This window comes from Streptomyces sp. NPDC107765 (genome assembly GCF_055657085.1).
In genome coordinates this window covers 699,811-726,186 of record NZ_JBVKBL010000001.1, presented here as the reverse complement: position 1 = coordinate 726,186, position 26,376 = coordinate 699,811, and the positions used below count along the sequence as shown (strand labels likewise).

Here is a 26,376-nt window from a genome sequence, read left to right as displayed (position 1 = left end):
GGTGCCGCGTCGGTCAGAGGTGCTTCGCCTTGGCGGCGCAGCCGCCGGAGGCGCACGCGGTGAGCCAGGAGTCGAAGTCGGCGTCGTAGCGGGTGCCGATGGTGTCGTGGTAGACGGCGTAGCCGGCCTTGTAGTCGCCGGTGCGGAAGTGGCCCAGCATGGTGGCGACGTCGTCGGGGTGCTTCTCGATCATGTAGCGCGCCGCGAGGTAGCCCCAGGGGTAGGTCCGGGTCACGTCGCTGTTGTCGTAGGTGCTCTCGAAGAGTGTGCTCAGCTTGTAGGTGTGCTTCCCGGCCTCACGGACCGCCTCGTCGTCGGTGATCTTGCGGTAGCCGTACGAGACGTACTCGGCGAAGCCCTCGATCCACCAGACGTCCGGAACCGCCGTCTGCTGGCCGAAGTCGCCCTTCATGTCGTCGCGGGCGTCTATGTAGTGCGTGTACTCGTGGTTGAGGTTCCAGATCCGGGCCGGGAAACCGTTGTCGTCGCTCCTCTGGTACATGATGGACATGGGCTTGTTGTCCGGCTTGGTGGGATCCCCGATCATGGTGATGCCGCCGTTGTTGGTGTCGACGCCGAAGATGGCCCCGGCGTAGGTCTGATAGTCCCCGCGACTGCCGAACACCACGAGCTGCACGGTCGATTCGTACTGGCCGGGGATCGGGCCGTTGTTCTTCACCAGGTCGTGGACGTACGCGTCCTGGCGCAGGACACTGGCGCAGGTGGCATCGAGCTCCGCGGAGGTCAGTGCCTGGGTCTTGATGGTGTGGGTGGCATCGCACTCGTGGGTGACCGGCAGCGCCGCCTTGGTCAGCTGGTCGGACAGCTCGCAGACACCGAAGTACGAGCAGTTGTCCTTGTCGTAGGCGTCCGCCTGGGAGGCGACGGTGACCCACAGGGGCGCCGTCGGGCCGGTGATCTTCGAGGCGCCCAGCAGGCCCTTCATGAACGGCCGGACCTTGTCCCGCAGGGCCGGGTGCTCGACGTAGCGCGCGACATTCATCCCGGCGTTGGAGTCGAGGTAGGAATGCGCGGTGCCCAGCAGGTCCAGGTGGGCGAGCGCGAACTTGTTGAGGGTGTCGATGATGCTCGGGTCGGCGGTGACCGCCTTGACGTAGTCGGGGTTCCAGTTGCCGCGCCACAGCGGGGTGTAGACGTTGTTGACGGCGGCCAGCATGCTGGGGATCTTGTCGTAGGAGCTGTTGTAGCCGCTGAGCAGCTGCTTGTAGGTGCCCAGGTAGCGGCCTTGCTCGTTGGCGCTGTCGGTGAGGATGACGACCTCGCTCAGGACGTCGCCGTTGCCCGAAGTGACGTCCTTGGAGTGCGAGTTGGCGAAGAACGCGTCCAGGCTGCCCTCGCTGGCCGCTGCCAGGTTCCGGCCGTAGTCGCCGACGTCGTCCGGATGATTGGACTGCACGTAGTAGCCGGCGCGCAGGAACAGCACGAGCTGCAACACGTTGTTCGCGTTGTCGCCGGGGTAGGCCGTGGCGCCGCTCTTGAAGGCGTTGGCCACGGTGACCATCTGGTCCTCGCGGAAGACCTTGCGGGCGTCTTCGCCGGTGATGCTGAACAGCGTGTTGACGCACTCCGTGGTCGAGGCCTGGACGAACGCGACCAGTTCCGACCCGGTGCGGCTGCCGAAGTCGCCCGGGCTGCAGGAGCCCTTGGGGCCCGGCTTGCGGGTGTGGTGACGTCCCGCACCGGTCGAAGAAATGGGGGGCTTCTTCGCGCTGAGCGGGGGGAGTTGGGGGACGCTGAGGGGGTGGCGCTGCAGCGCGGGCCGTTCGTTCGCGCCGACGGTCGGACCGGTCGGCGGTACGGAGTGGGGGGTGGCGCTCCGGGAGGCGGACACGGCCTGGTCCGGGGCGGCCGACGGGGGTGGTGCCGCCAGTGCCGGTGCGGCCAGGAGACCGGCCAGGGTGGCGCAGGCGGCCAGGGCGGTCAGGTATCTGGGCAGGGGGAAGCGGTAGCGCATCCATGCTCCTTCGTGGGGGGTCAGATGCGCCTCGAACAGGGCTGAGGCGCGGCTCGCACCTTCTCAGCGGCACGCCGGCCGCGACAATACGGTGTGACATAGCACATGGCACACCCTCGGCATAACCTTCGGACCCAGGGACCCCAGGAACCCCAGCGGCCCAACAGGAGTTGGGGCCGTCCGGCTACGGTCTGGTCGTCACGTTCCAGGTGCGCGAGGCCCAGGAGCGGAAGTGCGGTGACTGGGCGATGAGCGCGCGGTACGCCGCGGCTGCGGAGGTGAAGAGGGTGTCCGCGACCTCGTCGGCGGGGCTTCCGCGCCGCCAGGCCAGCACGTAACGGCACCACAGGGGCGTGCCGGCCAGCGGTTTGACGAGAACACCGGGGATCGGCCGGAACGTCGCCTGCACGATGGACGCCCCCAGTCCTTCGGCGATCATGTTCTGCAACTGCTGCTGGTCGCCGAGGAATTCATGCACCGCCGCCGGGGTGAAGCCGGCCGCGTCGCAGGCCGCGTAGAAGACTCCCGGCCAGCCCGCGCCGTCGTCCGGGGTGAGGAACCACGGGTCGTCGGCCAGGTCGGCGAGTGCCACCTCCTGGCAGTGCCGGAGCCGGTGCCCGGACGGCAGGGCGACGAAGTTCGGCTCGGTGACGATCCCGCGGTGCGTCACGGCGGCGGAGTGCCGCAGCTCGCGTCCGGGGTAGTCCGCGGCGATCGCGGCGTCCACCTCGCCGCGCTCCAGGAGTTCGACGATCTCCGAGGACGGATACACGCTGCTCACCGTGAGCGCGAGATCGGACAGCCGGCTGCGCAGCCGGACGAGCATCCCGGCGAGGACCGGCGAGTTGGTCGCCGCGAGGCGGAGCGGCCGGCCGGCGCCGGTGCCCGCGGTCGGCAGGCGCCCGATCGCGGCCGCACGGGCCAGGACGTCACGGGCCTGCGCCAGGACCTCCGTGCCGTACCGCGTCAGCTCGACGCCCGAGGGGTGCCGCTCGAAGAGCGGTCGGCCGAAGTACCGCTCTATCCGCCGGAGTTGGGTGCTCATCGCGGGCTGCGAATACCCCAGTTCCGAGGCCGCCCGGCCCACGCTCCCGGCATCGGCGATCGCGCACAGCACCCTCAGGTGCCGAAGCTCCAACTCCATGCCCGCGCTCCTCCCGTCCGTGTGGAAGCCACCTCATCGCGCTCCGGGCGCCGGCGCCAGAGCCGAGAACGACCTGCCGGCCGTCGGACGGGCGGAAAGGCCGAGCGCCCCTGCGGGAGGGGCGCTCGGGCTCGATCTTTCGGGGGGAGGGCTACTGGCCCACCACGCCCGACTTGGCGATGACGATGTCGGCGCTCGTGGCACCGCTGCGCGAGCCCAGGGCCTCGATCTTCTTCACGACGTCCATGCCCTCGACGACCTCGCCGAAGACGACGTGCTTGTTGTCGAGCCAGTCCGTGACGATGGTGGTGATGAAGAACTGCGAACCGTTGGTGTTCGGGCCCGCGTTGGCCATCGACAGCTGACCGGGCTTGGTGTGCTTGAGCTGGAAGTTCTCGTCGGCGAACTTCTCGCCGTAGATGCTCTTGCCGCCGGTCCCGTCGCCGGCCGTGAAGTCACCGCCCTGGAGCATGAAGGCCGGGATGACCCGGTGGAAGCCGGAGCCCTCGTAGCCGAAGCCGTGCTGGCCGGTGGCGAGCTCGCGGAAGTTCCGTGCGGTCTTGGGGACCACGTCGTCGAACAGGGTGAAGACGATCCGGCCGGCCGGCTCGCCGTCGATGGTGATGTCGAAGTACACGTCGTTGTTGCTCATGGTGGCATCTTCACATCCCGCCGCTCCAGGCCGCGCGCGGGGCCCACCCTGACGCGGTGGGCGACCCCTCCGGACGCCGTCCTGCGGCGAACCGTGCCTCGCCAGGGCATTCCGGTAAACCCGGCCGCGTGCCCACTACTCCGGCGTACGCCTCCTGGCAATGCATGCAATTCGGCCATGAATAGGCCGTCGAAAGTCAGACATCGGGTGCAGCCTCTCTCTGGCTGGACGGGCACTGCAGAATCTGCCCCGTGAGGAACTGTGCTCGCGTACACTTCCGGCCCGCCGGGGAAGCCCGATGGGGCTGCCGGTCTGCGGTCTCGTTCGAACGGGCGGACGATTCACTCGTCCCATGTGCAACGGAGACCTCCGGGGTTGGCGGGCGTTAAAGTAAATGAGGGTAAAAGTTACCCTCGGTTAGTCTTGGTGGGGGTTGCTAGCGCGTGACCGGGGGTGAGACTGTGGCCAAGTTGAACTGGCGCAAAAAGCTTCTACAGCACGGATCGCGGAGAATGCCGAACGGTACTTGCCGGTAATACGTACGCTTCTCTCGTTCCTCTTTTCGGGTGTCGCCGGCTCGTATGCAATGGGCCGGGACGTGCTGCGGGGAGTCTCGTGCGCGTCGGTTGTCAGCAGCTCTTATGTGGGGGGTCTGTGATAGCGAGCCGGGCCATGGTGCATACGCCTCCGGGCGTCCTCGCGGGGACGCGGAGCGGGGAAAAGACCCCGCGGATGTCCGCATCGCATTGGATGTGTGCGTCGAGGCGGAGGGGGTACACGGCGTGGCCTGGACGGTATCTCGTCGGCTGTCCGCGCCCGGGCGCATATGCGGCCGTCGCGGGTGGCCCATGGCACCGCCCGACCCGCACATCCGCATAATCCCGTCGGCCACCGGGCCGGGGCGCTGACGGGCGCGTACGGTGCGCCATTTCCGTCGGTGCCACCGGTGACATCGTGAATACCGCTACCGCCGTTCCGGCTGCGGTCATTTCGCCATGGGCGGCACGGCGCGGAGCGCATGCATAACGACAACTCGGCAGCAGCAACAGGATCTGGAGTTGGTGACAGTGAGTTCCTCGACTTCCTCATGCCGTTCGGAAAGGTGCTTATCCGGCGGTATACCCGGCTGCCGGCCGATAGGGGTACCGCCCGCGCGCGGGGAACGCTCCATTTCCTGCCCCGCCACCCGTTTCCGTCCGGCCTTCAGGGAGAAGCGGTGACCAGTCAGCAGGTGAGCCAGGCGCCCTTCGCCTTCGACGCGCTCGTCGACCGGTGGAGAACCCGGCGGGAGGCCGGCCCGGTCCGTTACGACGAGGACCAGAAGCTGTGGCAGGTGGCGGATCACCGCGGGGTGACCGCCGTGCTCGCCGACCCGGCGACGTACTCCTCCGACTTCTCGGGCCTGGTCCCGACCCAGGAGGATTTCGAGACCTTCCGCCGGGGGAACTTCGTCGGGATGGACCCGCCGGCGCACCGCACCCTGCGGACCCTGGTCAGCCAGGCGTTCACCCCGCGCGTGGTGGCCGGGCTGGAACCGAGGATCGAGGCCATCACCGGGGAGCTGCTGGACGCCGTGGCGGACCGCGACCGGTTCGACCTGGCGGACGCGCTGGCCTACCCGCTGCCGATCATCGTGATCGCCGAGCTGCTGGGCGTGCCGGTCAGCGACCGCGGGATGTTCCAGGACTGGGCGACCACCCTCTTCGCCGGGGACGGCATCGGTGAAGCGCTGGACATGGCCGATGTGGAGCAGGCGCTGGACGCCATCGCGCCGACCGTCCGCGAGATGAACGGCTACTTCCTGGACCACATCCGGCAGCAACGGAAGGCCCCGGGCGACGGGTTGATCGGCCGGCTGCTGGCGGCCGAGGTGGACGGCACCCGGCTGGCGGACCAGGAGATCGTGGGATTCGTGGCCCTGCTGCTGGTGGCCGGGCACATCACCACGACCGCCCTGCTGGGGAACGCCGTGGTGAGCTTCGACCGGTACCCGGAGGCCGCCGCGCTGCTGCGGGCCGAGCCCGGCCGGCTGCCGGACGCCATCGAGGAGGTGCTGCGCTGGCTCCCGCCCTTCCCCGAACTGGGCCGCCGCACCACCCGTGAGGTCGAGCTCGCCGGCCATGTCGTCCCCGCGAACTCCGTCGTGATGGCGAACCTGGCCACCGCCAACCGCGATGCCGACCGGTTCGCCGACCCCGACGTCTTCGACGTGACCCGCAGCCCCAATCCCCACCTGACCTTCGGGCACGGCATCCACTTCTGCTTCGGTGCCCCCCTGGCCAGGCTGGAGGCCCGGATCGCGCTCCGGCAGCTGATGGATCGTTTCTCCGCTCTGGCGATCCCTTGTCGCGACGAGGTCGAGCTGCAGAATCCGGCCGTCATCGTCAGCGTGCGCCGCCTGCCGGTGGAGGTGCAGCGGCGATAGCCCCGCCCGGCGGGCCCGCGCATCACCCCTCCTTCGTCCCCGATTACGGGAGTTCCCTTCTCATGCCCTACGCCACGCCTGCTCCGGTCACGACCAGGCAGCCGACGCAGATACGACGCCTCTTACAGGAGCGTCTCGACACCCTCGCCCGCGCCCACCAGGTGCCGGGAGCCCAACTCGCGGTGCATACGGGCGGGGTGACGTACGCGGTGCACACGGGTGTCGCGGACGTCACCACCGGGGAGCCGGTGGGCAGCGGCACCGCGGTGCCGCTGGGGTCCGTCACCAAGGTCTACACCGCGGCCGTGGTCATGCTGCTCGTCGCCGACGGCGACCTGTCGCTGACCGACCCCGTCGGCACGTACGTACCGGAGCTGGCGCGGTTGCCGCGGATGACCGTGCGGCAGCTGCTCAGCCACACTGCCGGTCTCCCGACCGGACCCGACTCGGACGACGCGGCGGCGCTGACCCCGGCCCGCTATCTGTCCGGCCACGCCACCGACACCGTGTGCCCGCCCGGCAGCGGCTTCTCCTACTCCAACGCCGGATACGTCGCCGCCGGACGGCTGATCGAAGAGGTGACCGGCATGTCCTGGCAGGAGGCCGTACGCGCCTTCCTCCTCGAACCCCTGGGCACCGCCCCGGCCTTCCTCACCGGCCCCGCACCGGTCAGACCGGTGGCGCGCGGCCATTCCGCGAACGCCCTCACCGGCCGCGTCCGCCCGGTGCAGCAGACCCTGGCACCGGTGGAGGCACCGGCCGGCGCGCTGCTGGCCAGTGCGCTCGATCTGGTCGCACTGGGGCGGGTGTTGACCGGTGACGGCCCCCGTACGGTGCTCACGGAGGAGGACGCCGAGGAGATGCGCCGCCCCGTCCCCGGCGCCCACCCCGGGGTGCTCGCGGACGCCTGGGGCCTGGGTCTGGCGCTCTTCCAGGACGGCGGGCCGCAGTGGTGCGGTCACGACGGCAACGCCCAGGGCACGTCCTGCTTCCTGCGGGCCGAACCGGACCGCGGCGATGTCGTCGCCTTCACCAGCAACGCCAACAGCGGCACCGCCCTGTGGCACGAACTGGCCGACGACCTCGACCGGATCGCCGGCGTGAGCGTCCCGCCCGCCCCCGGCCCGCGCGACGGCACCCCCGTCCGCGCACTTCCCCAGTGCGCCGGGACGTACCGCAACGGCACCGTCGACTACCGCGTCACGGCCGACGAACGGGGCTCCCTGACCCTGTCCGTCAACGGCGACAGCCCCGCCCCGCTGGTCTGCCACCCGGACCTGAGCTGCGACCTGGTGGACCCCGCCACCGGCCGCCGGCTGCCCGGCGGACGCTTCCTGCGCGATCCGGACACCGGCGCCATCGACCGGCTCCAGATCTCCGGCCGGATGGCCCGCCGCACCGACCTCGGCTGACCGCTACCGGCCCGGCGGTTCCGCGCGCCTCCCCCTTCGTGCGCCGGACCCGCCCGTACTACCCCCCCACCCGTCCGGGACCGCTCACCCGGGCCGCTCGGCGCACCGCTGCACCCTTTCCGTCCCCGCCTCGAAGGACTGACCTCCATGCCGGACCAGCCCCAGAACTCCGTACCCGCGTCCGCGCCAGCGCAGGACCGGACCGTTTCGCAGGTTCCCGGGGCCGACCCGGTCCGTCCGGTGCCGCGCTCCCCGCTCGGTGAGCTGTTCGCGGCGTGGGTCGCCCGCACCCCCGAGGCGCCCGCCGTGACGGACGGCCGGCGGACCTGGTCCTACCGCGAGGCCGACGCCTGGGCCAACCGCCTCGCGCACGAGCTGATCGCGCAGGGCGTGGGCCCGGAGCGCACGGTGGCGCTGGTGCTGCCGCGCTCGGTCGAACTGATCGTGGCGGAACTCGCGGTGGCCAAGGCCGGCGGTGCCTTCCTGCCGGTCGACCCGGCGTACCCCGCCGAACGCCGGGAACTGCTGCTGTCCGACGCCGCGCCGGCGGTGGTCCTCGACGACCCGGCCCGGATCCGGCGTGCGACCGGCCCGGAACACGCCCCGCAGGACACCGACCGGCTCGCCCCGCTGCGCCCCGGGCACCCGGCCTACGTCATCTACACCTCCGGCTCGACCGGCGCCCCCAAGGGTGTGGTGGTGACCCATACCGGACTGGGTGCCTTCACCGCCGCGGCGCAGGAACGATACGCCGTCGGACCGGGCGACCGGGTGCTGCAGTTCTCCTCGCCCAGCTTCGACGCCGCCGTCCTGGAGCTGTGCATCTCCCTGCTGTCGGGCGCGACCCTGGTCATCCCGCCGGACGGCCCGTGGCTGGGCGACGAACTCGCCGAGGTGCTGCGGGACCACCGGATCAGCCATGCGCTGATCCCGCCCGCGGCGCTCGGCACGCTGCCCGGCCCGGCGGACGGCAATCCGCTGCCCGACCTGCGCACCCTGATCGTGGGGGCCGAGGCCTGCCCGGCCGACCTGGCCGATCGCTGGGCGGCGGGCCGCCGGCTGATCAACTCCTACGGCCCCACCGAGGCCACGGTGGTCGCCTCCTGGACCGGACCGCTGGCCGTCGGCGCCGGCACCCCGCCGATCGGCCGGCCGCTGCCCCGCACCCAGGTCCACCTGCTCGACGCGGCGATGCGGCCGGTGCCCACCGGGACCGCCGGCGAGCTGTACGTCGGCGGCGAAGGAGTGGCCCGCGGCTACCTCGGCCGCCCGGGCCTGACCGCCGCGCGCTTCGTCGCCGATCCGTACGGGCCGGCCGGCAGCAGGCTCTACCGCACCGGCGACCTGGCGCGCCGGAACACCGACGGTGAGCTGGAGTTCCTCGGGCGGACCGACCACCAGGTCAAGATCCGCGGCTTCCGCGTCGAACTCGGCGAGATCGAGGCCGCGTTGGCGCGTCAGGACGGGGTGGGCGAGGCCGTCGTCGTGGTGCGCGAGGACGAGCCCGGACGGCAGCGGCTGGTCGGCTACGTCACGGCCGGCGACCCGGCCGCGCCCCCGCCGCCCGGGACGCTGCGGACGGCACTCGCCCGCACCCTGCCGGCCCACATGGTCCCGTCCGCCGTCGTCGTCCTGGACGCCCTCCCGCTCACCGCGCACCACAAGGTCGACCGGCGCGCCCTGCCCGCACCCGGCCCGCTGCACGGCACCGGCCACACCCCGCCCCGCACGCCCGCCGAGCGGACCGTCGCCGGCATCTGGTCCGACGTCCTGGGCATCCACCCCGTCGGCGCCGACGACGACTTCTTCGCCCTCGGGGGCGACTCCGTGGTCGCCGTCCGCGCGCTGTCCCGCATCCGGGACGAACGGGCCGTCCGGCTGACCGTCCGCGACCTGTTCACCGCCCGGACGGTGGCCGGGCTGGCCGCCCTCCTCGACGCGGCGGAACCGCACGACCCGTCGGGACCGGTCACCGCGGCCCCGCGCACCGGCCCGCTGCCGCTCTCCCGCGCCCAGCAGCGCCTGTGGTTCCTCGACGACCTCACCCCGGGCGGCACCGAGTACCACACCGGCGTGGGGTTACGGCTGCACGGCCCGCTGGACACCGGTGCGCTCGGCCGCACCCTGGACCGGCTCGCCGCCCGCCACGACGCCCTGCGCACCACCTTCACGACGGTCGACGGGCGCGTGGTGCAGCGGGTCGACGGCCCCGCATCCCTCCCGCTGCGTACCGCCGACCTGCGCACCGTGCCGGCCGCCCGGCGCCCCGAGGAGACCGAGCGCCTGCTCACCGAGGAACTGCAGCGCGCCTACGACCTGGACCGGGGACCGCTCACCCGGGCCCTGCTGATCCAGCTGGACGAGGACGAGCACCTGCTGCTCCTGGCCCAGCACCACATCGTCACCGACGGCTGGTCGGTCGGCCTCCTGGTCCGCGAACTGGCCGCGCTCTACGCCGCGGAGGTCGAGGGAACGCCCGACGGCCTGCCCCAACCCGCCCTGCAGTACCCGGACTTCGCGATCTGGGAGCAGGGCCGGCCGGCCCCGGAGCGGCAGGCCGACGACCTCGCGTACTGGAAACGGCAGCTGGCCGGCCTGCCGCAGCTGGACCTGCCCGCCGACCGGCCCCGGCCGCCGGTGCGCACCACGGCGGGTGCCGCACACCGGCACGAGCTGCCCGCCGACCTCACCGACCGCCTGTCCCGGCTCGCCCGGGCCAAGGGCACCACCCTGTTCACCCTGTTCTCCGGCGCGGCCGCGGTGCTGTTCTCCCGCTACACCGGCCAGCGGGACATCGTCTTCGGCACCGTCACCAACGGCCGCGACCGCCGGGAACTGGAGGAGGTGGCCGGCTTCTTCGTCAACACCGTGGTGCTGCGCAGCGACGTCGACGGCAGTGCCACCGTCGACCGCTTCCTGGACACCATGCGGGGGACGCTGCTGGACGCCTTCGCCCACGACGGGGCGCCCTTCGACCGGGTCGTCGAGGAGCTCGCGCCGCCCCGCGACCCCAGCCGCACGCCGCTGGTGCAGGTCCTCGTCGTCCAGCAGACCGCCATGGTGCCTCCCGGGCGGGCCGGCGGCGTCCGGATCGACGAGCACCCCCTGCCGCGCCCGGCCGCCCGCTTCGACCTGGTGCTGGAGTTCCTGCCGCGCGGCGACGGGTCGTTCGGGCTGACCGTCGAGTACAACACCGACCTGTTCGACGCCCCGACCGTGGCCCGGCTGGCCCGCCATCTGCACCTCCTGCTGGAGGGCATGGCCGACGGCCCGCACCGGACCGTCGCCGAACTGCCGCTGCTCACCGACGACGAGCGGCGCACCATGCTCGACGCCTGGAACACCCCGCAGGCGCCCGGCCGCGAGACGACGCTGCCGGCGCTCTTCGAGGAGCAGACCGCCCGTACCCCCGACCGCACCGCCGTGGTCTGCGGGGAGACCCGGCTCAGCTACGCCGAGGTGAACCGGCGCGCCAACCGGCTGGCCCGGCTGCTGGCCGGGCGCGGAGTCGGTCCCGAGTCCCTGGTGGCGCTGGCCCTGCCGCGCTCGGCCGACCTGGTCACCGTCCTGTGGGCGGTGCTCAAGGCGGGCGCCGGCTACCTCCCGGTGGACCCCGGCTACCCGGCCGACCGCATCCGCTTCATGCTCGCCGACGCCCGCCCGGCCGTGGTCCTCACCACCCGCGAGACGGCCGGCTGCCTGCCCGACGGCACCGAGGCGCTGGTACTGGACGAGCCCGGCACCGCCGACGCGCTCGCCGCCCGCCCCGCACACGACCTGACCGACGCCGAACGGGTCCGGCCGCTGGACCCCGGCCACCCCGCCTACGTCATCTACACCTCCGGCTCGACCGGCCGGCCCAAGGGCGTGCTGGTCACCCACCGCAGCGTGGCGGACCTGGCGGCCTGGGCGGGGGAGCGGTTCGGCCCGCAGCGGCTGGCGCACGTGGTGGCCTCCACCTCGCTCAACTTCGACGTGTCGGTCTTCGAACTGCTCTGCCCGCTGCTCTCCGGCGGCAGCATCGACGTGGTGCCCGACCTGCCGGCCCTCGCCGACGGACCGTCCGAGGGCGCTCCGCGGCAGGCCGGGCTGATCAGCGGCGTGCCCTCGGTGCTGTCCCGGATGCTCACCCGGGACGCCGCCGTACGGGCCGGCACCGTGGTCCTGGCCGGCGAGGCACTGCCCGCGCAGACCGTACGGGAGATCCGCCGGACCATGCCGGCCTGCGAGATCGCCAACATCTACGGCCCGACCGAGGCCACCGTGTACGCCACGGCGTGGTTCGCCGGCGACGGCACCCCCGAGCAGGCCCCGCCGATCGGCCGGCCGGTCGCCCGGACCCGCGCCTACGTCCTCGACGCCCGGCTACGGCCCCAACCCCCAGGTGTAGCAGGGGAGTTGTACCTCGGGGGCGGCGGGCTGGCCCGGGGCTACCTCCGCCGGCCCGGCCTCACCGCCGCCCGGTTCGTCGCCGACCCGTTCGCCGGGCCGGGCAGCCGGATGTACCGCACCGGCGACCTGGCGCGGTGGACCGCCGACGGCGAGCTGGAGTACCTCGGCCGGGCCGACCACCAGGTCAAGGTGCGGGGCTTCCGGATCGAGCTGGGCGAGGTCGAGGAGGCGCTGCTGGCCTGCGACAACGTCGCTGAGGCCGCCGCCACCACCCGGGAGGGCGACGGCCACAAGCGGCTGATCGGCTATGTCGTCCCGGCGCCCGGAACCCACGCCGACCCGGACGCGATCCGCCGCGCGCTCGGCCGCCGGCTGCCCGACTACATGGTGCCCGCCGCGATCGTCGTCCTGCCGACGATGCCGCTCAACCCCAACGGCAAGCTGGACCGCGACCGGCTGCCCGCCCCGGACTGGTCCGCCGAGGCCACGACCGACTACGTGGCCCCGCGCACCGCCACCGAGCGGGCACTGGCCGCGGTCTGGGCCGAGGTGCTGCGGGTGGAACGGGTCGGCGTCGACGACAACTTCTTCACGCTGGGCGGCGACTCGATCCTCAGCATCCAGGTGGTCGCCCAGGCGCGGCAGGCCGGCCTGGCCGTGACCTCACGCGACGTCTACCGGCACCAGACGGTCGGCGCGCTCGCCCAGTGCCTGGACGCCGCCGACCGCCCCGCCGAGCCCGCCCGTGCCGACGAGGCCGCCACCGGCGACGCCCCGCTCACCCCGATCCAGCACTGGCTCTTCGAGAGCGACGCCGAGCGGGCCGGCCACTTCGGTCAGACGCTCTCCGTCGAACTCCCCGACGACCACGACCCGTTGGCGCTGGAGCAGGCCCTGCGGGACGTGGTCGCCCACCACGACGCGCTCCGTTCGCGCTTCGACCGCGACCACGACGGCCGCCGCCGGCAGCACATCGACGCCGAACCGCCCCACCTCGTCCTGCACCGGCACACCGGGCCCGACGACGACGCACCCCACCTGGGCCCGTTCGACCTCGCCCGGGGGCCGCTGCTGCGCGCCGTCCTGCACGACCGCACGGACCACCGCCCCGCCGTCCTCCACCTGACCGTTCACCACCTGGTCGTCGACGGCGTCTCCTGGCGGCTGCTGCTGACGGACCTGGACCACGCCTACCGGGCCCGCCGCGAGGGCGCACCCGCCGCCCTGCCGCCGAAGTCCACCCCGCTGCGCCACTGGGCGCGACGGCTGACCGCATACGCGCACTCCGGTGGCTTCGACGACGAGGCCGGCTACTGGACGGAGCTGGCCGCCGGCTGCGACCCCGCGCTGCCGACCGACCTCGACGGTCCCAACACCTATGCCTCGGCCCGCTCGGTGACCGTCCGCCTCACTCCCAAGACCACCGCCGTCCTGCTGCACACCCTCCCCGCCGCCTACCGCACCCAGGTCAACGACGTGCTGCTGAGCGCGCTGGGCCGGACGCTGCGCGACTGGACCGGCCGCGACCGGACCCCGGTGGACCTGGAGGGCCACGGCCGCGAGGAGCTCTTCGAGGACGTCGACCTCAGCCGTACGGTCGGCTGGTTCACCACCCGCTACCCGGTCGCCCTGACCGTGGCGCCGGACGCGGACTGGGGCACCGTGCTCAAGTCCGTCAAGGAACAGTTGCGCGCGGTGCCCCGCCGCGGCCTCGGCCACGGCGTCCACCGTCATCTGCGCGGCACGGCCGGCCTGCCCGACGCACCGGCCGCCGGCCTCAGCTTCAACTACCTGGGCCAGTTCGGCCTGCCCGGCGGTGAGGGCGGCCTCTACCGCGGCCTGCACCGCGGACTGTCACTGGACGCCGACCCGGCCGCGGCACGGCCGCACGCACTGGAAGTCGTCGGCCAACTCGACGGTGACGCCCTGGAATTCACCTGGTTCTACTCGGCGAACCTGCACCACGAGGAGACCGTCGCCCAGCTCGCCGGGCGGTTCGCCGGGGCGCTGGAGGAGATCGCCCGGCATGGTGCCCGGCCCGGGGCGGGCGGACGCACCCCGTCCGACTTCCCGCTGGCCGACCTCGACCAGCCCACCGTGGACCGGCTGGTGGGACACGGCGGGACCGTCGAGGACATCCACCCGCTCACCCCCACCCAGGCCGGCATGCTCTTCCACCGGCTGTCCCAGGACGACCAGAGCGTCTACCACCAGCAGCTCACCTTCGTGCTCGACGGCGTGCCCGACCCGCAGGCGCTGGCCGCGGCCTGGCAGCGGGTGACCGACCGGACCACGGTGCTGCGCGGTCATGTGGTCTGGCACGACGTGCCCGAGCCGCTGTTCGTCGTCGCCCGCCGCGCCGAGGTGCCGGTCACCCACCTGGACTGGCGCGGCCTCACGGACGGCGAACGGCAGCAGCGGCTGCGGGACCTCACGGACCGGGACCGGCGGCGCGGCATCGACCTGGACACCGCCCCGCTGCAACGCCTGACCCTGGCCCGGCTGTCCGCCACCGAAGTGCAGGTCGTGTGGTCCTTCCACCACCTGATACTCGACGGCTGGAGCCTGTTCCAGGTGCTGTCCGACGTCTTCCGCTGCCACGCGCTGCTGCGCGACCCGGCCGCCGGCGACGACGGCACCGCCACGGACACCGGCCTGCCGGCCCGCCGGCCGTTCCGTGATTACGTCGCCTGGCTGCGCGACCGCGACCGGGCCGAGGCCGAACGGCACTGGCAGGACCGCCTCGCCGGGTTCGACGAACCCACCGCGCTGCCCTACGACCGCGAACCCACCGAGACCCACCGCGCGGAGTCCTCCGCGGCGGTACGGGTCACCCTTCCCGCCGCCACCTCCCGCCGTCTGGACGACCTGGCCCGCAGCGCCGGCCTGACCGTCAACACCCTCGTCCAGGGCGCCTGGGCGCTGCTGCTGGCCCGCCGGACCGGCCGGCCGGACGTCGTCTTCGGCACCACCGTCTCCGGACGGCCGCCCGAGCTGCCCGGCGTCGAGGCGATGAACGGCCTGTTCATCGCGACCGTCCCGACCCGGCTGACGGTCCCCGCCGACGGCACCGTGCGGGACTGGCTGCGCCGGGTGCAGGAGATCCAGACCGACGACCGGCGCTTCGACCACGTACCGCTCGCCCGGCTCAAGGCCCTCACCGAACTCCCCGAGCAGGTCCGGCTGTTCGACAGCATCGTGGTGTTCGAGAACTATCCCGTGGGCGACGACCTCGCCGCCGCGCACGGCCTGCGGCTGACCGGACTCGACGGCATCGAGACCACCAACTACCCCCTCAGCCTCGTCGCCTACCCCGGCCCCGAAATGGCCCTGCGGCTGGGCTACGACCCGGAGCTGTTCGACGCCGCCACGGTCGAGCGGATGGCCGAGTACCTCACCGTGCTGCTGACGGAGATGGCCACCGACGCCGAGCGCCCGCCCGCGCGGCTGCCGGTCCTCGGCGCCGCCCGCCGCCGGCAGGTGCTGGAGGAGTGGAACGACACCGCCACCGCACTCCCCGAGGACACCGTCGCCGGACTGTTCGCCGCCCAGGTCCGGCGCACCCCCGACGCCCCCGCCCTGGACACCGGCGACGAAATCCTGAGTTACCGCGAACTCGACGCGCGCGCCGCGGAGTTGGCCCAGCGGCTGCTCGCCCTCGGGGTGCGCCCCGAGCGCCCCGTCGCCGTCCTCATGGACCGTTCGGCCGCTCTGGTCGTCGCCCAGCTGGCGCTCGCCCGGACCGGCGGGGTGTACGTCCCGCTGGACGGCCGCGCACCCGAGCAGCGGCTGCGGCAGGTGCTGGCGGAGAGCACCGCGGACCTGGTCCTCACCGACGCCGCCTGGCAGGACACCGCCGCGGCGGTGGCACCCGGCGGGCGCACCCTGCTGGTGACCGGCGGGTCCGGCGACCTGGCCCCGGTCGGCCTGCCCGCACCCGCGGTCCACCCGGACCATGTGCTCCAGCTGATGTTCACCTCCGGGTCCACCGGGCGGCCCAAGGGCGTCGCGGTGCGCCACCGGGACGTCGTGGCGCTCGCCGCGGACCGCGCCTTCGCCGGACACGACCGGGTCCTGCTGCACTCCCCGCAGGCCTTCGACGCGGCCACCTACGAGCTGTGGGTGCCGCTGCTGCGCGGCGGGCGGGTCGTCCTGGCGCCGCCCGCGGACGTGGACGCCACCACGGTCCGCCGGGCCCTCACCGAACAGGGCGTGACCTGCCTCTGGCTGACCGCCGGGCTGTTCCGGCTGCTGGCCCAGGAGGACCCCGGCTGCCTGCGCGGCGCGCGGGAGGTGTGGACCGGGGGCGAGGCCGTACCGGGCGGGGCCGTGCGCCGCGTCCTGGCGGCCTGCCCGGACCTCACCGTGGTCGACGGCTACGGCCCCACCGAGACGACGACCTTCGCCACCCGGCGGGTCTTCCGGACCGGCGACCCGCTGCCCGCCACCCTCCCCATCGGACGCCCGCTGGACAACACCCGGGTCTACGTCCTCGACGGCGCCCTGCAGCCCCAGCCGCCGGGCATCCCCGGCGAGCTGTACATCGCCGGGGCCGGACTCGCCCGCGGCTACCACGGCCGGCCCGGCGCCACCGCGGAACGCTATCTCGCCGACCCCTTCGGCCCGCCCGGCAGCCGGATGTACCGCACCGGTGACCTCGTGCGCTGGAGCCCGGACGGCGAACTGCACTTCGTCGGACGGGCCGACGACCAGATCAAGATCCGCGGCTTCCGCGTCGAACCGGCCGAGATCGCCGACCGGCTCATCCGCCACGACGCCGTCGCCGAGGCCGTGGTGGCCGTCCCCGCGGACGGCGGCCGCAAGCGGCTGGTCGCCTACCTCGTGCCCGCCGCCGGCGCGAGCCTGCCACCGGCGGACGAACTGCGCGCCGCGCTCGCCGCCGAACTGCCCGACTACATGGTCCCGGCCGCGTTCGTCACCCTGGACGCGCTGCCGCTCACCGCCAACGGCAAGGTCGACCACCGCCGGCTGCCGGCCCCCGACCCGTCCGCGGCCGGTGCCGGGGACCACGTGGCGCCCCGCACCGGGACCGAGCGGATCCTCGCCGGGATCTGGTGCACCCTGCTGGGCGTGGAACGGGTCGGTGTCCACCACAACTTCTTCACGCTGGGCGGCGACTCCATCCTCAGCATCCAGGTCGTCTCGCGCGCCCGGAAGGCGGGGCTGACCCTCACGCCCCGGGACGTGTTCCGGCACCCGACCGTCGCGGCCCTGGCGGCCGCCACCGGCTCCGCCGCGCCCGTCACCGGCACCGGCCCGGTCGACGGGGACGTCGACCTCACCCCCATCCAGCACTGGTTCCTCGACGCCGACCCGCAGCGCCCCGGGTACTTCAACCAGTCCGTCGTCATCGACCTGGCCGAGGAGCCCGACCCGGAGGCGCTGGAGACGGCACTGCACGCGCTGTGGCGTCACCACGACGCGCTGCGGGCCCGCTTCGAACGGCGCCCGGACGGCACCTGGCACCAGTACTGCCCCGGCCCGGACGCACCGGACCCGCAACTGCTGCGGACCCACCACCTGACCGGGCGCACCGCCGAAGAGTGCACCGCCGAGGCCGACGCGGCCATGGCCGAGGCCGACGGCGGCTTCCGGCTCACGGACGGCCCGCTGCTCGCCGCCCGGCTCTTCGTCGGAGGACAACTCGCGTCACCAAGACTCTTTCTGACGGCGCATCACCTAGTGATCGACGGCGTCTCCTGGCGGGTCCTGCTGGAGGACCTGGAGACCGCATACCGCCAGGCACGCACCGGCGAGCCGGTCCGCCTGCCCGCCCGTACCACCTCCGTACAGGAGTGGGCCCGGCGGCTGCGGGCCCACACCGAAGCCGGCGGATTCCGCGGCGAGAGGGCCCACTGGGACGCGGTGGCCGAACACTGCGCGGCCCCGCTGCCGGTCGACGCCGACAGCGGCAACACCATCGCCGACCTGCGCTCGGTCACCGTCCGCCTGGACCCGCGGGACACCGCCGACCTGCTGCACAAGGTGCCCGGCGCCTACCGCACGCAGATCAACGACGTCCTGCTCACCGCACTCGGCCGGGTGCTGGCCGACTGGACCGGCCGCCGCACCGTCGCCATCGGCCTGGAGGGCCACGGCCGCGAGGACCACCTCTTCGACGGCGTCGACCTGTCCCGCACGGTCGGCTGGTTCACCAGCCTGTTCCCGGTCGCCCTCGACGTACCGGCCGGCGGCTGGGCCGAGGCGCTCAAAGCGGTCAAGGAGCAGCTGCGCGCGGTCCCCGGCCGGGGCCTCGGCCACGGCGCGCTGCGCCACCTCACGCCCACCGCGGGGATCGCCGACGGACCCCTGCCGCCGATCAGCTTCAACTACCTGGGCCGGTTCGACTGGTCCGCCGACGGCGGCGGGCTGATCCGCGCGGTACGCGGCGGACTCGGCGGCGCCGCCGCACCCGAGTCCGTACGGCCGCACCTGCTCGACGTCGTGGGCCGGGTCGAGGACGGCAGCCTGGAACTCACCTGGCACTACAGCCGCGGCGTGCACCGCGAGGAGACGGTCACCGCCCTGGCCGAGGGCATGCGCACCGCGCTGACCGAGCTCATCGCGCACTGCGCCGCACCGGGCGCCGGCGGCCGCACCCCCTCCGACTTCCCGCTGGCCCGCCTCGACCAGGCGGCCGTGGACCGGGTCGTGGCGGACGGCCGCAGCGTGGAGGACGTCTACCCGCTGACCCCGATGCAGGCCGGCATGCTCTTCCACGGCCTGATGGACCCGTCCTCCGACGCCTACTTCAACCAGGTCCAGCTGCTGCTGACCGGCGTCACCGACCCCGCGGCGCTGGCCACGGCCTGGCAGCACACCGCCGACGCCAACCCCATGCTCCGCACCCGACTGGTGTGGCAGGAGACCCCCGAACCGCTGCAGATCGTCCAGACCCGGGCCACCGTCCCCGTCACCCACCACGACTGGACCGGCCGCAGCACCGAGCGGTGCGAGGAAGCCCTGACCGCCCTGCTCGCCGAGGACCGGGCGGCCGGCCTCGACCTCACCACCGCACCCCTGATGCGGCTGACGCTCATCAGGCTCTCCGCCGACCAGGTCCGTCTCGTGTGGACCTTCCACCACATCCTGCTCGACGGCTGGAGCGCGGCCCAGGTCGTCGACGAGGTCTTCGAGCGCTACGCCGCACTCACCGCCGGCCGCCGCCCCGAGATCCCCTCGCGCGCCCCGTTCGCCGGCTATCTGCGCTGGCTGGCGGAGCAGGACGACACCCACGCCGAGCAGTACTGGCGCCGCACCCTGGCCGGCTTCACCGCGCCCACCGAACTGCCCCGCGACCGCACGCCGTTGGAGGCCCACCGCAGCGCGTCCTCGGACACCGTGCACCTCACGCTGGACGCGGCGGCCTCCGCACGGCTGCGGGAGACCGCGCAGCGGGCCGGCCTCACCATGAACACCGTGCTCCAGGGCGCCTGGGGCCTGCTGCTCGGCCGCTACGGCAACACCGACGACGTGGTCTTCGGCAGCACCGTCTCCGGCCGGCCCGCCGACCTGCCCGGCGTGGAATCCATGGTCGGCGTGTTCATCAACACCCTGCCGACCCGGGTGCGGATCGACGCCGACCGTCCGCTGCTGGACTGGCTGCGCGAGGTGCAGACCGCCCAGTCGGAGTCCCGCCGGCACGACTTCGTCTCCCTGGCCCAACTCCAGAACTGGAGCGAACTCCCTGGCGGCGTCGGCCTGTTCGACAGCATCGTGGTCTTCGAGAACTACCCGTTCGACCGCGACGCCCTCGCCCGGCACGGCCTGCGCGTGGCCCAGCAACGCGAGCTGGAGCCGACCAGCTACCCGCTCAGCGTGGTCGTCGCCCCCGGCGAGCGCCTCACCATCGCCCTGGACTACGACCCGGCCGCCTTCGACGCCGCCACCGTCGAGCGGCTCGGCGGCTGCCTGCGCGTGCTGCTCACCGAGATGGCCGCCGACCCGGAGCGGCGGCTCGCGGACCTGCCGCTGCTCACCGCGGAGGAGAGCGACCGCCTCCTCGACCGGTCCGGCACCCTACCCGCCGCGACGCCGCAGCGGGTACTGCCGGAGGTCTTCGCGGAACAGGCGGCCCGCACCCCCGACGCCCCGGCCGTGGTGGCCGGGACCGAACGCCTCACCTACCGGGAACTCAACGCCCGGGCCAACCGGTTGGCCCGGCTGCTGATCGCCTCGGGCGCCGGCCCGGAACGGTTCGTCGCCCTCGCACTGCCGCGCACCGCCGACCTGCCCGTGGCCCTGCTGGCCGTCCTCAAGAGCGGCGCCGGCTACCTGCCGGTCGACCCGGCGTACCCGGCCGAGCGGATCTCCTTCCTCTTCGACGACGTCCGCCCGGACATCCTCCTGACCACCACCGACCTCGCCGCCCGCCTGCCCGACGGGCCCACCGTCCGCCTCGCACTGGACGACCCCGCGCTGGCCGGCCGCCTCGCGGAGCAGTCCGCCACCGACCCCACCGACGCCGAACGGGCCGGCACCCTGCTGCCCGCCCACCCCGCCTACGTCATCCACACCTCGGGCTCCACCGGCCGCCCCAAGGGCGTGGTCGTCACCCACGGCTCGGTGGTGGCACTGGCCGACTGGGCGGCCAGCGCGTTCGGCAGCCGGGGCCTGTCCCACGTCGTCGCCTCGACCTCGCTCAACTTCGACGTCTCGGTCTTCGAGCTGCTCTGCCCGCTGCTCTGCGGCGGCTGCATCGACCTGGTACCGGACCTGCTGGCGCTGGCCGAACGCACCGAGCCCTGGACCGCGAGCCTGCTCAGCGCCGTGCCCTCCGCCCTCGGCCGGCTGCTCGCCGAGGACACCGTCCACGTCACCGCGGACACCGTGGTCCTCGCCGGCGAAGGGCTCGCCGCCCGCACCGTCCGCGACGTCCGCGCGGCCGTCCCCGGCTGCACGGTCGCCAACATCTACGGCCCCACCGAGGCCACCGTCTACGCCACCGCCTGGACCTGCGACCCCGCGGACCCGGACCGCACCCCGCCCATCGGCAGCCCCGTCGGCGGCGCCCGCGCCTACGTCCTCGACGCCCGGCTGCGACCGGTACCCGTCGGCGTACCCGGCGAGCTCTACCTCGCCGGAACCGGCGTGGCCCGCGGCTACTTCGCCCGGCCCGGCCTGACCGCCCGCCGGTTCCTCCCGGACCCGTACGGCCCCGCGGGCGCCCGGATGTACCGCACCGGTGACCTCGTACGCCGGGACGCCGACGGCCAGTTGGTGTACCTCGGACGGACCGACGACCAGGTCAAGGTGCGCGGCTTCCGGATCGAACTCGGCGAGGTCGAGGCGGCGCTGACCCGCCACCCCGACGTGGCCGAGGCCGCCGCGCGGGTCGTCGAGACCGACGGCCACAAGCGCCTGATCGGCTACGCCGTCGGCCGGGGCGGGACCCGCCCCGACCCCGTCGCGGTCCGCGCCTTCCTCGCCGCGCGCCTGCCCGACCACCTCGTCCCCGCGGTCGTCGTCCCCCTGGACCGGCTGCCGCTGGGCACCACCGGCAAGCTCGACCGGCGCGCCCTGCCCGCCCCCGACTGGACCGCCCCCACCGGCGGCCAGGTGGCTCCGCGCACCGACACGGAACGGACGCTGGCCGCCATCTGGGCCCAGGTGCTGGGCGTGGACACGGTCGGCGTGGAGGACAACTACTTCACCCTCGGCGGCGACTCGATCCTCAGCATCCAGATCGTCTCCGCGGCCCGCCGCGCCGGCCTCGACCTGGCACCCCGGCACCTGTTCGTCCACCAGACCGTCGCCGCCCTGGCCGCCGCCGTCGGGCAACTGCCGGCCCCGGCGACCCCCACCGACCGGGGCCCGGTGGTGGGCGAGGTGCCGCTCACCCCCGTCCAGCACTGGCTGTTCGAGACCCTGCCCGGCACCGCGGCGCACTTCACCCAGTCGCTCTCCTACGAACTCGCCGCCGACACCGACGAGGCCGCGCTGCGCACCGCGCTGGCCGCGGTGCTGGAACACCACGACGCGCTGCGCTCCCGGTACGAACCGGCCGCCGACGGCCGGTGGCGGCAGCACACCGAAGCCCCCGGCGCGGCGCCCGCACTGGAGGTCCGCGACCTGCCCGGCCGGGACCCGAAGGACCGGGCCGCGGCACTGCGCGCCCTGTCCCATGAGCTCTGCGCGGGCTTCGACCTGGCCCACGGCCCGCTGCTCAAGAGCGTGCTGTGCCGCCCGGCCGACGACGAGGAGGCCCGCCCGGTGCTGCTGCTGGCCGCGCACCACCTGGTCGTGGACGCGGTGTCCTGGCGCATCCTGCTGGAGGACCTCGACACCGCCTACCGCGCGGTGCGCGCCGGGGGCCGGGCCGGGCTCGGGCCCCGGACGACCTCCTTCCGCGACTGGGCGCAGCGCCTCCGGGACCACACCGCGGCCGGCGGCTTCGACGACGAACTCCCGTACTGGGCAAGGACGCACGCCCCCGCCGCCCTGCCCACCGACCGCACCGGCCGCAACACCGCCGCCTCCGAGGACACCGTGACCGTCCGCCTGGAGGCCGAGGAGACCCGCCGGCTGCTCCAGGACGTCCCCGACGCCTACCGGACCCGGATCAACGACGTCCTGCTGTGCGCCCTGGGCCGCGTACTGGCCCGCTGGACCGGGCACGACCGGGTGCTGGTCGGGCTGGAGGGCCACGGCCGTGAGGAGATCTTCGACGACGTCGACCTGTCCCGCACCGTCGGCTGGTTCACCACCATGTTCCCGGTCGCGCTGGACGTGCCGCCCGGCGCCGGGCTCGCCACCGCCCTGAAGTCGGTGAAGGAGGGACTGCGCGCACTGCCCCGGCACGGCCTCGGCCACGGCGCACTGCGCCACCTCCGCGCCCCCGCCGCCCCGGGCCTCCCGGACACCCCGCAGATCGGCTTCAACTACCTCGGCCAGCAGGACTGGCACGCCTCCGCGGGCGACGGCCTGCTGCACGCGCCCCACGGTCCGCTGGAGGGCGGCATGGACCCGGCGGCCGAACGGCCCCAGCTGATCGACGTGGTCGGCCGGGTTGCGGACAAACGGCTGGAGTTCACCTGGTCGTACTCGACCGAGCGGCACCTGCGGTCCACCGTGGCCCGGCTGGCCGAGGAGATGGCCGCCGAACTGCGGGACATCGTCCGGCACTGCGCCGAACCGGGCGCCGGCGGCCGTACGCCCTCCGACTTCCCGCTGGCCCGCCTCGACCAGCACACCGTCGACCGGCTGGCCGGCAACGGCCGGGACGTCACCGACCTCTACCCGCTGACCCCCACCCAGACCGGCATGGTCTTCCACGGCCTCGACGCCCCCGAGGAGGGCCTCTACGTCGAACAGGCCACCTTCGTCGTGGACGGTGTGCGCGACCCGCGGCGGCTGGCCGCGGCCTGGCAGCACGTCGTCGACCGCACCCCCGTCCTGCGCACCGCGGTGCTGCTGCACGAGGCGCCCGTCCCGCTGCAGGCCGTGCACCGCACCGTCACCCTGCCGGTGACCGAGCTGGACTGGAGCGACCTGCCGCCGGTCGAGCGGGCGGCCGCGCTGGAACGGCTGCTCGCCGAGGACCGGGCCCGCGGCATGGCCCTGGACCGGCCGCCGCTGCTGCGGCTCACCCTCATCCGGCTCGCCCCGGCCGAGGTGCGGGTCGTATGGACCTTCCACCACGTCCTGCTCGACGGCTGGAGCGTCTTCCAGGTGCTCGCGGACGTCTTCGCCTGCCACGCCGCGCTCACCGCCGGCACCGAGCCCCGGCTGCCGGACCGCAGACCGTTCGCGGACCACGTCGCCTGGCTCGCCGCCCAGGACCCGGCCCCGGCCGAGGCGCACTGGCGCCGGGCACTGGCCGGGCTCACCGCCCCCACCCCGCTGCCCTACGACCGGCGCCCGGCACCGGGCGCCGCCACCCGCTCCGGCACCTGGCTGTCACTCCACCTCGACGAGGAACACACCGCGGCCCTGGCGGACTTCGCCCGGCGCCACCACCTCACCCTCAACACCGTCGTCCAGGGCGCCTGGGGCCTGCTGCTCTCCCGCTGGAGCGGGGAACGGGACGTCTGCTTCGGCTCGACGGTCTCCGGCCGGCCCGCCGGCCTGCCCGGCGCCGACGCCATCCCGGGCCTGTTCATCACCACCCTGCCGGTACGCCTCGACGTCAGCGGCGACACGCCCCCGGAAAAGTGGCTGCGCGGCGTCCAGGCCGCACAGGCCGACGCCCGCGGATATGAGCATGTCGCGCTGTCGGACCTGCACGACTGGAGCGAACTCGCCGCCGGAACCCCGCTGTTCGACAGCCTGGTGGTCTTCGAGAACTACCCGATCACCACCACGGCCGCCACCGCGCACGGCCTCCAGGTGCGCGATCTGCACGCGCTGGAGGCCACCAACTACCCGCTGACCGTAGTGGTGTCGCCCGGTGACCGGCTGACCGTCGAACTCGGCTACGACCCGCGGTACTTCGAGGAGGTCACCGCCGGGTCCCTGGCCGGACAGCTCGTGCACACCCTCGGCGCACTGGCCGGTCCCGGCGCGGCCTCGCTGGACGGGATCGACGTGCTGCCGCCGGAGGAGCGGGCCCGGCTGACCGGACGGCCCCACGGCGCGGCGGTACCGCCGGCCACCCTGGCCGCGCTGATCGAGGCCGCGGTGGACCGGTGGCCGGACCAGTCCGCCTTGGAAGAGCCCGAACTACACCTCACCTACGCCGAATTGGAGAGACACGCCAACCGGCTCGCACACCGCCTGATCGCCCGCGGAACCGGCCCCGGCGACCTCGTCGCCCTGGTGCTGCCCCGCTCGGCCGACATGGTCGTCGCCCAACTGGCCACCGCCAAGGCGGGCGCCGCCTACCTGCCCGTCGACCCCGGCTACCCGGACGAGCGGATCGCCCTGATGCTGCGCGACGCGGCACCCGCCGTCACCCTGCGGGCCCCGGACGTCCAGGACCTGCTGGCGGCCGGCCCGGACGACACCCCGTCCCACCGCCCCACCGACCACGACCGGACCCGCCCGCTCGACCTCGACGACCCGGCCTACGTCATCTACACCTCCGGGTCCACCGGCACCCCCAAGGGCGTCGTCGTCACCCACCGCGGACTGGCCGGCTTCGCCGCCGCCGAGGCCGACCACTACCAGGTCCGGCCCGGGGACCGGGTACTGGCCTTCGCCACGCCCAGCTTCGACGCCTCCGTGCTGGAGCTGTGCATGGCACTGCCAGCCGGCGCCTGCCTGGTGGTACCGCCGCCCGGCCCACTGCTCGGCGTGCAACTCGCCGACGTACTGCGGACCGCCCGCATCACCCACACCCTGCTGCCGCCCGCCGCGCTCGCCACCGTGCCGCCGGACACCCCCGGCACCCTGCCGGACCTGCGCACCCTGATCGTCGGCGCGGACACCTGCGGCCCCGAACTGGCCGCCCGCTGGGCCCCGCACCACCGGATGATCAACTCCTACGGGCCCACCGAGACCACCGTCGTCGCCACCTGGTCCGGTCCGCTGCGCGCCGACGGCGGCACGCCCCCGATCGGCCGCCCGCTGCCCGCCACCGGTGTCTACGTCCTCGACGCCCGGCTCCGGCCGGTCGCCGACGGCGTCCCCGGGGAACTGTGGATCAGCGGCCCCTCCCTGGCCCGCGGCTACCTGGGCCGCCCCGGCCTGACCGCCGCACGCTTCCTCGCCGACCCCTACGGCCCGCCGGGCACCCGCATGTACCGCACCGGCGACCTGGTGCGCCGCGACGCCCACGGCGACCTGCACCACCTCGGCCGCACCGACCACCAGATCAAACTGCGCGGCCACCGCATCGAGGCGGGCGAGGTCGAGGCCGCGCTCGCCCGCCACCCGGCCGTCCGCGACGCCGTGGTGACCCTGCGGGAGGACGAACCCGGACAGCCACGGCTGGTGGCCCATCTGCTCGCCGCACCCGGGGCCGACACCCCCACCGGGCCGGAACTACGGGCGTTCGCCGCGCGTACGCTGCCCGCCCACATGGTCCCCGCCGCCTACGCCGTCCTGGAACGCTTCCCGCTCACCGAGAACGGCAAGACCGACCGCGCCGCCCTGCCCGCGCCGGAACCGGAACCCGACGGGCCCGCCGGGCACACCGCCCCGCGCACCCCCACCGAAGAGGTCCTCGCCGAGATCTGGGCCCAAGTGCTGGAGACGGCGCTGGGCGTCGAGGACGACTTCTTCGCCCTCGGCGGCGACTCCCTGCGCAGCCTGCACATCGCCGCCCGCGCCAACGAGACCTTCGGCGTGGCCCTGACCCCCCGGGACGTCCTGGCCTCCCGCACCGTCGCCGCCCTCGCGGAGCTGGTGGAGGAGCACGTCCTGCGCGAACTCGAAGACGCCGCACGCGGCGACCACGACCCCGACGAACGGTGA

6 protein-coding genes are annotated in these 26,376 nt (G+C 73.8%); 3 read left to right on the top strand and 3 right to left on the bottom strand.

Features of this window, described 5'->3' with window-relative positions:
- Positions 1–13: 13 nt before the first annotated feature.
- From ACZ7MX_RS03305 to ACZ7MX_RS03295, 3 genes are all read right to left on the bottom strand, one after another.
- Positions 14–1,975: a collagenase gene (locus ACZ7MX_RS03305; RefSeq protein WP_472128837.1), complete on the bottom strand. Its 1,962-nt coding sequence runs from the start codon at positions 1,973–1,975 to the stop codon at positions 14–16.
- A 184-nt stretch (positions 1,976–2,159) separates the two neighbouring features.
- Positions 2,160–3,119 (bottom strand): LysR family transcriptional regulator, encoded by a 960-nt coding sequence (locus ACZ7MX_RS03300; RefSeq protein WP_472128835.1) that lies wholly within the window; start codon positions 3,117–3,119, stop codon positions 2,160–2,162.
- 151 nt (positions 3,120–3,270) lie between these two features.
- Positions 3,271–3,771 (bottom strand): peptidylprolyl isomerase, encoded by a 501-nt coding sequence (locus ACZ7MX_RS03295; RefSeq protein ID WP_472128833.1) that lies wholly within the window; start codon positions 3,769–3,771, stop codon positions 3,271–3,273.
- 1,216 nt (positions 3,772–4,987) lie between these two features.
- Here ACZ7MX_RS03295 and ACZ7MX_RS03290 point away from each other — a divergent pair.
- The 3 genes from ACZ7MX_RS03290 to ACZ7MX_RS03280 all read left to right on the top strand — a co-directional run bounded on the left by ACZ7MX_RS03290 (position 4,988) and on the right by ACZ7MX_RS03280 (position 26,376).
- Positions 4,988–6,196, top strand: a complete 1,209-nt coding sequence (locus ACZ7MX_RS03290; RefSeq protein WP_472128831.1) for a cytochrome P450 — start codon at positions 4,988–4,990, stop codon at positions 6,194–6,196.
- A 62-nt stretch (positions 6,197–6,258) separates the two neighbouring features.
- On the top strand, positions 6,259–7,608 hold the full coding sequence (locus ACZ7MX_RS03285) for a serine hydrolase domain-containing protein (RefSeq protein ID WP_472128829.1): 1,350 nt from the start codon (positions 6,259–6,261) through the stop codon (positions 7,606–7,608).
- A gap of 147 nt (positions 7,609–7,755) precedes the next feature.
- A complete protein-coding gene (locus tag ACZ7MX_RS03280; RefSeq protein ID WP_472128827.1) occupies positions 7,756–26,376 on the top strand; it encodes a non-ribosomal peptide synthetase in 18,621 nt (6,206 codons plus the stop codon).